Origin of the sequence: Streptomyces spongiae, assembly GCF_009377185.1 — a bacterium.
Lineage (GTDB): Bacteria > Actinomycetota > Actinomycetes > Streptomycetales > Streptomycetaceae > Streptomyces > Streptomyces spongiae.
Window position 1 is genome coordinate 1 of sequence record NZ_VJZC01000338.1, and the last position, 10,730, is coordinate 10,730.

At 69.4% G+C, this 10,730-nt stretch carries 12 protein-coding genes; all 12 read left to right on the top strand.

The features are described 5' to 3' along the window. The coding region (locus tag FNH08_RS32995; protein ID WP_407704498.1) for an OmpA family protein at window positions 1-656 on the top strand (656 nt) is incomplete at its 5' end. Between the two features lie 169 nt (window positions 657-825). Further along, window positions 826-1,389, top strand: coding sequence for a dihydrofolate reductase family protein (locus FNH08_RS33000; RefSeq protein ID WP_152775198.1), 564 nt, complete (start codon window positions 826-828; stop codon window positions 1,387-1,389). A gap of 44 nt (window positions 1,390-1,433) precedes the next feature. Next, window positions 1,434-1,904, top strand: coding sequence for a GNAT family N-acetyltransferase (locus FNH08_RS33005; protein ID WP_152775199.1), 471 nt, complete (start codon window positions 1,434-1,436; stop codon window positions 1,902-1,904). A gap of 51 nt (window positions 1,905-1,955) precedes the next feature. Then, window positions 1,956-2,756, top strand: coding sequence for a class I SAM-dependent methyltransferase (locus FNH08_RS33010; RefSeq protein ID WP_152775200.1), 801 nt, complete (start codon window positions 1,956-1,958; stop codon window positions 2,754-2,756). A 294-nt stretch (window positions 2,757-3,050) separates the two neighbouring features. Next, window positions 3,051-3,422: a winged helix-turn-helix transcriptional regulator gene (locus tag FNH08_RS33020; protein WP_152775201.1), complete on the top strand. Its 372-nt coding sequence runs from the start codon at window positions 3,051-3,053 to the stop codon at window positions 3,420-3,422. A 760-nt stretch (window positions 3,423-4,182) separates the two neighbouring features. Beyond that, complete coding sequence (locus FNH08_RS33025) at window positions 4,183-4,956, top strand: isoprenyl transferase (protein WP_322725905.1); 774 nt, start codon at window positions 4,183-4,185, stop codon at window positions 4,954-4,956. A gap of 324 nt (window positions 4,957-5,280) precedes the next feature. Further along, window positions 5,281-6,606, top strand: a complete 1,326-nt coding sequence (locus tag FNH08_RS33030) for a PhoH family protein (protein WP_322725906.1) — start codon at window positions 5,281-5,283, stop codon at window positions 6,604-6,606. 399 nt (window positions 6,607-7,005) lie between these two features. Continuing rightward, window positions 7,006-7,713: an aggregation-promoting factor C-terminal-like domain-containing protein gene (locus FNH08_RS33035; protein ID WP_152775202.1), complete on the top strand. Its 708-nt coding sequence runs from the start codon at window positions 7,006-7,008 to the stop codon at window positions 7,711-7,713. Window positions 7,714-7,865: 152 nt separating this feature from the next. Then, window positions 7,866-9,236: an AI-2E family transporter gene (locus tag FNH08_RS33040; protein WP_152775203.1), complete on the top strand. Its 1,371-nt coding sequence runs from the start codon at window positions 7,866-7,868 to the stop codon at window positions 9,234-9,236. Window positions 9,237-9,291: 55 nt separating this feature from the next. Further along, entirely contained in the window at window positions 9,292-9,795 is a 504-nt protein-coding gene (locus FNH08_RS33045) for a hypothetical protein (protein WP_152775204.1), read from the top strand. Window positions 9,796-9,938: 143 nt separating this feature from the next. Beyond that, window positions 9,939-10,217, top strand: a complete 279-nt coding sequence (locus FNH08_RS33050) for a hypothetical protein (RefSeq protein ID WP_152775205.1) — start codon at window positions 9,939-9,941, stop codon at window positions 10,215-10,217. A 7-nt stretch (window positions 10,218-10,224) separates the two neighbouring features. Next, window positions 10,225-10,704, top strand: coding sequence for a hypothetical protein (locus FNH08_RS33055; RefSeq protein WP_152775206.1), 480 nt, complete (start codon window positions 10,225-10,227; stop codon window positions 10,702-10,704). Window positions 10,705-10,730 lie beyond the last annotated feature (26 nt).

Genomic DNA, 10,730 nt, shown 5'->3' on the forward strand with positions numbered 1-10,730 from the left:
CCCTCACCCCCCGTACCGCCACCACCTGCATGGCGCTGGCCGTACTCGTCACCCTCACCGTCACCCCGGCGTACGCCGACGACGGCCCCAGCGAACCCCCAGGCACCGTCACCTCCGCGCCACCCCCGGAAGTCGACGCCAACAACCCGGGGCTCAAGCTCGCCGAAGGCGCCACGCTCGCAGAGGCGAAGGTGCTGGACATCAAGTCGGTCGTGGAGGACCTCGGAGGCGAGGAGCGCAGGGAGGACACGAACCAGAACGTGACGTTCGCGCTCCAGGCGGAGGTGCTGTTCCCCAAGGACAGCTCCAAGCTGAACCCGGAGGCCCGCTCCCGCATCCAGGCGATCGCCGACGAGATCAAGGCGCAGAAGCCCACCACGGTCCGCGTCTTCGGCTTCACGGACAACCTCGGCTCCTACGAGCACGGCAAGACCCTGTCCAAGAACCGCGCGGAAATCGTCCACGACGAGTTGGCCGGCTCCCTCGGCTCGGAGATCACCTTCGAGGTGCGCGGCTACAGCGAGGACTACCCCATCGCGGACAACACCTCGGAGGAGGGCCGCCGCAAGAACCGCCGCGTGGAGGTGTCGTTCCCGAGGGGTGCGAGCGCGAGCGACAGCGGCGCCGGGAGCGAGACGGCGGGCGGGCAGAGCTGAGGCCGCGTGATCACTCGTACGGGGCACGCCTCTGAGGCGATCCCTTCGGGGGCGCCTGTCCCGTTGCGCCCGAGAACCCGCCGGACGGGGCGGCGTCCCCGTCCGGCGGGCAGGGCCGCGCGATGCTGGTGCCACGAGCGAGTACGGCCGCGTGGAACCGGGAGCCGCCATGAGAAAGATCGTCCTGATGTTGTCCGTGTCCCTCGACGGCTACTTCGAGGGACCGAACCGCGAGATCGACTGGTCCGTGGTCGACGACGAACTGCACACGCACTTCAACGAGTACCTCGCGGGCATGGGCGCCTTCATCGAAGGGCGCGTCACGTACGAGCTGATGGCGGACTACTGGCCGACCGCCGACCGTGAGAAGGACGTCCCCCGTGCCGTGGCCGACTTCGCCGTGATCTGGCGGAACATGCCGAAGATCGTGTTCTCCCGCACCCTGCAGCACGCCCAGTGGAACACGACGCTCGTGCGGGAGGTCGTGGTCGAGGACATCCAGGCACTCAAGGCTCAGGAGGGCGGTGATCTGCTCCTCGGGGGCGCCGACCTCGCCGCCGAGTTCACGCGACACGACCTGATCGACGAGTACCGGATCTACGTCCACCCGGTCGTCATCGGCCGGGGCAGGTCCCCGTTCGCGGAGTTCGACACCCTCCGGAAGCTGCGGCCGCTGGAGACCCGGACCTTCGGCAACGGGGTCGTGCTGCTGCGCTACGAGCGTCAGCGGTGAGCGGGTAAGCGATGGTTGTCAGTGGCCGCTGGCACACTCCCGGTATGAGCGACGACGGCGAGAGCGAGAGCGTCCTGCTGCGGGGCGTCGACGAGAGCGACCTGGAGCTCTTTCACGCCTACGAGCAGGACGCGGAGGCGGTGCGGCGGTCGAGGTTTCCTCCCCGCGAGCGCGAGGCCTTCATGAACCACTGGGGGAAGCGCATCCTCGGCGACCCCACCGGCTTCGTGCGGACGGTCACCGTCGACGGCGCCACAGCCGGGAACCTGATGGCCTGGTGGGAGGAGGACGGCCGCCGCTTCCTCGGCTACTGGCTGGGCCGCCGGTACTGGGGGCGGGGCATCGGCACCAGAGCCCTGGACCTCTTCCTCCGGGAGGAGCTGAACCGGCCTCTGTACGCCGACCCGTTCCACGGCAACAGTGCTTCGGTCCGCCTCCTGGAGCACCACGGCTTTCGCCACGAGGGCACGGTGCGGCACGGCGAGAACGAGCATGTCCTGCTGGTGCTGGAGTAGGCCCCGGGAATTCGGTCGCGTCCGCCGGCCTGCCCTTGCGAGGATCCCCTCATGACCGCCGCCGACACGGCCCACCGCACCCACCGCACCCACCGCACCTTCGAGGACCTCGTCACCGAGGCCGAGGCCGTGCCCACCGACGGCTGGGACTTCTCCTGGTTCGAGGGCCGGGCCACGGAGGAGCGGCCCTCGTGGGGGTACGCGCGGTCGATGGCCGAGAGGATCGGCCGGGTCTCCGCCGCGCTCGACCTCCAGACCGGGGGAGGGGAAGTCCTGGCCTCCGCCCAGGTGTTCGCCCCACTCACCGTCGCCACCGAGGGCTGGCCCCCGAACGTCGCCAAGGCCACCGCCCTCCTCCACCCGCGCGGCGCCGCGGTCGTCGCCTGCCCCGAGGACGCACCCCTCCCCTTCGCGGACGAGGCGTTCGACCTGGTCACCAGCCGGCACCCGGTCAGCCCGCAGTGGGCGGAGATCACGCGCGTCCTCAGGCCCGGCGGTACGTACTTCGCCCAGCACGTGGGACCTCGCAGCGTCTTCGAGGTCGTCGAGTACTTCCTCGGGCCGCAGCCGGAGGAGCAGAGCAGCGACCGCCACCCCGACCGGGAGCGCGCGGGAGCGGAGGCCGCCGGGCTGGAGGTCGTCGACCTGCGGGCGGAGAGGCTGCGGATGGAGTTCTTCGACATCGGCGCCGTCGTGCACTTCCTGCGCAAGGTCGTCTGGATGGTGCCCGGGTTCACCGTCGAGGCGTACCGGCCCAGGCTCCTCGCGCTGCACGAGCGGATCGAGGCGGAGGGCCCGTTCGTGGCCCACAGCACCCGCCACCTCGTCGAGGCCCGCAAGCCGAGCCGGTGACGACCACGACCGGCACGGCACCCCCTTTGCGCGTGCCGCCCCTCTTACGCGTGCCGCCCCTCTTACGCGTGCGGCTCCTCTTACGCATGCGGCCCCACCCTCGCCTCCCCGAACACCAGCTCGGCCCGCGCCTCCAGTCGCCGTCAGCCGTCCCAGCGGCTCCAGGGTCACCGTCGTACGCCGCCCCTGCCGCCGCTGGTGCCACGCTCCGGCGACCAGGAACTGCCGCTCCATCCGCCGTGCACACGCCTGCTCCCAAGTGATCCTCAACACCCCTCTGACAAGGAGTCGACCATGGCCAAGGCCAAGGGCCCCTACACCTGCGGTCTCGACGCGGCCGTGGACGTCGTCGGCGGCAAGTGGAAGCCGATGATCCTCTGGACGCTGCACGCGGGCGGGACACTCCGCTTCGGCGAGCTGCGCCGGCACATCGACGGGGTCAGCGAGAAGGTGCTGATCCAGCAGCTGCGCGAACTGGAGGCCGACGGCGTCGTCCACCGCGAGGTCCACCCGGAGGTCCCGCCCAGGGTGGAGTACTCCCTCACGGGCCTGGGGGAGGACCTCAACACCGCCCTGGTGCCGCTCGGGCTGTGGGGCGATCGCCACATGAAGGAGATCGTCACCCGCAAGCACCCGGCCCAGCGAGGCGCTACGCAATCCACCTGATACGACCTACCTGATACGACTTACCTGGTGTGGCCTACCTGATATGCCCTACTTGATCCGGACGCCCGGCTGTGGTGTCCACATTGTTATCGGGCTCGACTCCCTAAAGTCAGGCGTCCGGCGTTAAGTTCAGACCAAGGTTATTCGCGCGAGCAAAGCTGCGCGGGGCGGCACCGCGCAGAGGAGGGGGCTGCGCGGTGTCGGAGCCACCGGGCCGGCCGCTCTGCGAAGTTGGCGATGGCGTCAAGTGTGCGTTCCCCGTGCGGTTCACCCGTGCGGGGGTGTGCCGGGACATGTCCCCGCGTGGCGCGCGAGTGAGCTCAAACCCCTTGAATCCCTCTGGATACCACCCGATTGCCTTGGAATCCGCTGCGATCCGGCCATGCGTACCCCCTGAATGAACGCTTCCGCACCCACCCGCACGTCGTCAGTCGACTTCGGAGAGTAATTTTCTGGCGCCGATGCACGCAGCATCACTTACGAAGGGTTATGGTGGAAGCCCCCCCCTCGGGCCGGTCCGTCTCCCCCCCACGGACCGGCCCGTTTTTTGTACGGCGAGAGGGCCCTGTCGTCAGGCGAGGCGGCGCCCCTGAGAGGGGCGCGGGGGACTGGCATTGTGCGGCTCCGCCGCGTGGGCGCGAGCAACCCACGACCCCCTGCACGTACCCACGGACACCAAGCCCCCCTTGGCCCCGCCCCCGCGCGGCAGCGCTACGCTTCGGCGTGGGGGACCACATCCGCTACGGAGGGGCTTTATCACGTGAACCTGCGAGACACACTGCGTGGCCTGCTGGTCAAGGTCTACGCACGCAGGGTTGAAGGCCACCTCGACCACGACCAGGTGCCCAAGCACATCGGCGTGATCGTGGACGGCAGCCGGCGCTGGGCGAAAGCCGCCGGCTCCACCGCCGTCGACGGTCACCGTGCCGGGGCCGAGAAGATCGAGGAGTTCCTCGGCTGGTGCACCGAGACGGACGTCGAGGTCGTCACCCTCTGGCTGCTGTCGACGGACAACTTCAACCGGCCGCCCGAGGAGCTCGGCCCCCTCCTCGGCATCATCGAGGACGTCGTCCGCACCCTCGCCGCCGACGGCCGCTGGCGGGTCCACCACGTCGGCGCTCCCGACCTGCTGCCCTCCCCGATGCAGGCCGCCCTGAAGGAGGCCGAGGAGTCCACCGCGCACGTCGACGGGATACTGGTCAACGTCGCCATCGGGTACGGCGGACGCCAGGAGATCGCCGACGCGGTGCGCTCGATGCTGCTCGACGCCCAGGACAAGGGCACCTCGATGGAGGAGCTCGCCGAGTCCGTCGACATCGACATGATCAGCCGGCACCTCTACACCGTTGACCAGCCCGACCCGGACCTCGTGATCCGCACCAGCGGCGAGCAGCGCCTGTCGGGATTCATGCTGTGGCAGACCGCCCATTCGGAGTACTACTTCTGCGACGTCTTCTGGCCGGCGTTCCGCAAGGTCGACTTCCTGCGCGCCCTGCGTGACTACGCCGCGCGGCACCGGCGCTTCGGAGGCTGACCCTCCCCCTCCGGGGTGAGGCGTGTACCACCCTCAGGGACGGAAGTAACGAGGAGTTCACCGGGTCGCCGTCGTACGACATGGCATGGCGGCGCGTGTTCGAGGGCATAAGGCTGTCAGGTCGACACCCGAACCACGGGTGTCGGATCTCAGCGGACGGCACGGGGCCGTCCGCCCGGGAGGCCCTTTGCACCAGCCCGACCGTGTGGTCACTGCACGGACGAAGAGGCGGAGGGCCGGTCACCGGCCCGTGCATCGCGGCCGTCGACCGGCCCAGCTCCACTCCGTCGCTCCCCGACCTCATCCGAGGGGGTACGTCCTTCCGTGGTGACCAGCACAAAGCGCCACAAGCCAGACCGGCGCACCTACGTTCTCGACACCAGCGTCCTGCTGGCCGACCCGAACGCCCTGAACCGCTTCGACGAGCACGAGGTCGTGCTCCCCATCGTCGTGGTGACGGAGCTGGAGGCCAAGCGGCACCATCCCGAGCTCGGCTACTTCGCCCGGCAGGCACTCCGTCTGCTCGACGAGTTCCGGGTGCGGCACGGCCGCCTCGACGCCCCCATCCCCATCGGGGACCTCGGCGGCACGATCCGTGTCGAGCTCAACCATTCGGACCCCAGCGTCCTGCCGAGCGGCTACCGCCTGGGGGACAATGACTCCCGTATCCTCGCGGTCGCTCGCAACTTGCAGGCCGAGGGGTACGACGTCACCGTCGTCTCGAAGGATCTCCCGCTCAGGATCAAGGCGTCCTCCGTCGGGCTCCTCGCCGAGGAGTACCGCGCGGAGCTCGCCATCACGGACGCCTCCGGCTGGACCGGGATGTCCGAAGTGACCCTGCCCGGCGAGCAGGTGGACATCCTCTTCGAGGAGGGTCACGCCTACGTCCCCGAGGCCGCCGACCTCCCCGTGCACACGGGCCTGACGATCCAGTCCGAGCGCGGCAAGGCACTGGGCCGGGTGACCCCCGAGGGCAACGTCCGTCTGGTGCGCGGCGACCGGGAGGCCTTCGGCATCAAGGGCCGCAGCGCCGAGCAGCGGATCGCGCTCGACCTGCTGCTCGACCCTGACGTCGGGATCGTGTCGATGGGCGGCCGGGCCGGCACCGGCAAGTCGGCGCTGGCGCTGTGCGCGGGTCTGGAGGCGGTGCTGGAGCGCCGTCAGCACCAGAAGGTGATGGTCTTCCGGCCGCTGTACGCGGTGGGCGGGCAGGAGCTGGGCTATCTGCCGGGCTCCGAGTCCGAGAAGATGAGCCCCTGGGCGCAGGCGGTCTTCGACACCCTCTCGGCGGTCACGTCCCGCGAGGTCATCGAGGAGGTCACCGCCCGCGGCATGCTGGAGGTGCTCCCGCTCACGCACATTCGCGGCCGCTCCCTCCACGACGCGTTCGTGATCGTGGACGAGGCCCAGTCGCTGGAGCGGAACGTCCTGCTGACGGTTCTGTCCCGAATCGGTGCGAATTCGCGCGTGATCCTCACGCACGATGTGGCCCAGCGGGACAATCTGCGGGTCGGCCGGTACGACGGTGTGGTCGCCGTCGTCGAGAAGCTGAAGGGGCATCCGCTCTTCGCGCACGTCACGCTGAACCGGTCCGAAAGGTCGCAGATCGCGGCCCTTGTGACCGAAATGCTGGAGGACGGGCAGATCTGACCGGAGTGCTCAACTTGAGGTAGCTACTCGCTGGTTGGCGCCGTCCAGCAAAGGTCATGAGCCTAGCTGGGCGGCGCTCGACGTGTGCGGCTTTCCTCAAAACCCCAGGGGCAAACTGCGGTGTGAGCTTTCACACGCAACTCAGAATTGCCATGCCGCGTCCGGGTACGGCAGAGTCTCACTCCTGTCAGGCCCCGCATACGACACACCGGTACCCCCAGCGGTACGGCACAACACAAGCACCACGGTTAACTCCATAGCGTTGTCGTATGCCGCCCGAGCACCACACGGCTCTCCCCGCAAAGGAGTTGCCCACCGGGCCCGTGCCTCCCGTGACCCATCAGTTGGAGGCCAGTGCCAGGGGCACGATTGCGTCCGCCAGGGTCACCGAAGCGGGCGATGCTGGAAGGAAACCGTGTGAGCCGGATTTCGGTCCGGGGATTCGCAGTGGCCTCGGCCACCGCGGTCACCGCTGTCGGAAGCGTCGTTGGTGTTGCCTCGGGCAGCACCGCTCAGAACAACGACGCCGAGGCGACAGCAAGCGACGCGACTCTCCTCTCGGACATTCCCATGGGCCAGGAGGCCCAGGTGCAGACGGCGTCCCTGACGCAGCAGGCCGACGCACAGGCCATCGCCGCGGACGCCAGCGCCAAGAAGGACGCCGAGGAGACGGCTCGCAAGAAGGCCGCATCGGACGCGGTCGCCAAGCAGGAGGCCGCCGAGAAGGCAGAGGCCGAGCGCAAGGCCAAGGAAGCGGCCAGCCGTTCCGCGAGCCGCGATGTCTCGTCCCTCGTGGGCAGCGCCACCAAGACCTTCTCCATCGGCGAGATCCAGGCGATGGCCCAGCAGGTGGTGGCCGCCGACCAGTGGACCTGCTTCAGCAACATCGTGGACCACGAGTCCAGCTGGAACTACAAGGCGGTCAACGCCTCCTCCGGCGCCTACGGTCTCTTCCAGGCACTGCCCGGCTCCAAGATGTCGTCCGTCGGTTCCGACTGGCAGACCAACCCGGCCACCCAGATCAAGTGGGGCCTCAACTACATGGATTCCCGCTACGGCAGCCCGTGCGAGGCGTGGTCGTTCTGGCAGGCGAACAACTGGTACTGAGCCTCCGCTGAGCCCACGGTGCACCCGTCGGCCGCTCAACCTTCCTGAGCCCCCCACCGTCCTTTGGTGGGGGGCTCAGGCCATGTACGGTCGGAGTCGACGACCTCGGGGGGAGTGGTGGGGCGGAAGGGAAACGGGGGAGAAGACGGATCATGTCGCGAGTGCCAGAGTGGCTCAGTCGGCTCGGCGCCGGACTGACCGGATGGGGGCAGGAACTGGAGCGCCGTCGCGCGGAGGCCGAGGCCCGGGACAGCGACCCGACCGACTCCGAGGACACCGGTAACTCCGAGTCCGCCGACGACTCCCGCGGAGCGGAGTCCCAGCCGCCCGAGCACGTCCCGCCGCCGCCCTCCTACGCACCCGCCGTCATCGCCCGCCCCCAGCCCGCCGAGGCCGTCCCCTGGGGGATGCGGGTCGCGGCCGAGGCCGGGTGGCGGCTGCTCGTCCTCGCGGGCACCCTGTGGGTGCTGATGCGGGCCATCAGTTCCGTCCAACTGCTGGTGCTGGCGTTCGTCTCGGCGCTCCTCATCACGGCCCTGTTGCAGCCGGCGGTCGCCCGGCTGCAGCGCCACGGCGTGCCGCGCGGAGTGGCCACGGCGCTCACCGCGATCCTCGGGTTCGTCATCATCGGCCTGATCGGATGGTTCGTGACCTGGCAGGTCATGGAGAACATCGACAACCTCTCCGACCAGATCCAGGACGGCATCGACGAGTTGCGCCGCTGGCTCCTCAACAGCCCTTTCCATGTCACCGAGGACCAGATCAACGACATCGCCAAGAACCTGCGCGAGGCGATCAGCAGCAACACCGACGAGATCACGTCGGCGGGCCTGGAAGGTGTGACGGTCGTCGTGGAGGCCCTCACCGGGATCCTCCTGACGATGTTCTGCACCCTCTTCCTGCTGTACGACGGCGAGAAGATCTGGAAGTGGACCCTGAAGCTGGTGCCGACGGCGGCGCGGCCCGGGGTGGCCGGAGCGGGCCCGCGGGCCTGGCGGACGCTGACGGCCTATGTGCGCGGCACGGTGATGGTGGCCCTGATCGACGCGATCTTCATCGGTCTGGGCATCTACTTCCTCGACGTCCCGCTGGCGGTCCCGCTGGCCGTCTTCATCTTCCTCTTCTCCTTCATCCCCCTGGTCGGTGCCGTGGTCTCCGGCGCCCTGGCGGTCGTCGTGGCGCTGGTGACGCAGGGCGTCTTCACCGCCGTGATGACACTGGTGGTCGTGCTCGCCGTCCAGCAGATCGAGGGCCACATCCTCCAGCCGTTCATCCTCGGCCGCGCGGTCCGCGTCCACCCGCTGGCGGTCGTCCTGTCCGTCACGGCCGGCGGCCTGGTCGCGGGCATCGGGGGAGCGGTGGTCGCGGTTCCGCTGGCCGCGGTGACGAACACGGTCGTGGGCTATCTGCGGGCCCACTCCCATGAGACGTCCCTCCGGTACGCGCCGCAGCCGCGGGGGGCGACGGCACTGGGCGGGCCCACGGAGCCGCCGCCGGACGACACGGCGGCCGGACAGAAGTGACGCGACCCCGGCCGTTCACCTTGCGGTCGCCCGGGGTTCGGGTCGGCTGTCGCTGATGCTCGCCCTTCAGGGCGAGGAGCATGTCAATCGAAGATCTCCGAGGGCGCGGGACCGTGAGGGCAAGGGCCTCATCAACGTCACCGAGACGGTCAAGGACCTCGCGGGGGAGCCGGAGAAGTCCCTCTCCCGCAAGGTCGCCTACGCGGTGGCCGAGTTCCTGGCGCCCTTCATGCCCGGAGCGGGCAACAGCGTGGGGGCGCTGCCGAAGGCGGCGAGCAAGGTCGGCAAGCTCCTCAAGCTCCTGCGCAAGCTGGTCACCAAGTCGGAGACGAAGGGGGTGAAGGGGGCCGACGCCAATGTTGCGGCGGCGGTGACGCCGAAGGGCGCCCCGCCGGCGGCGGCTTCGCCCGGCGGCAAGGCATCCGGTCAGCCCAGTGAGGGGCTCTCCCGGCGGACGTCGAACACGGGTGCCTTCTCGACCTCAAGGTGCCCATGCAGAAACGCGTGGTCAACCAGACCGCCGAGCGGGCAGGCGTCGGGCTCGACGGCGTCCGCGTGAAGATCAACCGCGATGCCGACCTGGTCGGACGCGGCCTGTACGGGCACACCACCCCCTGATGGGACGATCACGCTGTATCGCGAGCGGGCGGCCTACGCTTCGGAGGATCAGTTCTGGAACTACTTCAACGGGAGGCTCGGCTGATGACCGACCGTGCGACGTGGCTGAAGGCGCTCGCCGGGGTGCGGTTCGGGCCCGGCGACGCGGTGGAGGGGCGGTGTCCCCACTGCGGTCGGGAGGAACTCCACGCGCGCTACGTCGCGGACCGCGAGAGCCGTCTCGGCTACGTGCTCTTCTGGTGCGAGGCGTGTGTTCACGGCATCTCGGTCTCCCGGGCGCGGGCACCGGAGGACGCCCCGATCCGGCCCTTCGGGGACCCGGCCTCGACCGCGGGCGTGCCGGCCTTCCGACGGGACGAGTGACAGGAGGGTGACCAGCGCTGCGCTCATCGAGCTCGAACGGCTGGACTGGTCCGGATACCGCTGTGGCTGTGGCGAGTCCGCCGAGCACCTCAAGGAGACGTTCCGTGCACTCCTGGCCGATCCGCCCGAGCGTGACGTGCCGGGGCGGCATCTGGAGAACCACCTCGAGGTCTCAGGAATGCTGTTCCAGGCAGCTCCGGAAGCCGTGCCCGTGATCCTCGCGGCTCTGGCGGACGAACTTCCGTCCCATACGCGGGGCTACCTGCTGTCCGTTCTGGAGACGATGGTCGCCGGGGAGTCGCACCGGTCCGAGGTCGAGGCGGGACGTCCCGACCTCGGTGACGAGTGCCTGGAGCGGGCGAGAGCGGGGCTCTGGCTCTACTACCGGGAAGCGGCGTACGGCGAGACGGAGACCGCGCTGGGCATCCTCGAGTTCGTGGAGGACGACGAGATGACGCCACGGAGTTCGCTGAGCCGACGAGGTTGATCGCCCCCGCCGCCCCTACCCATTCC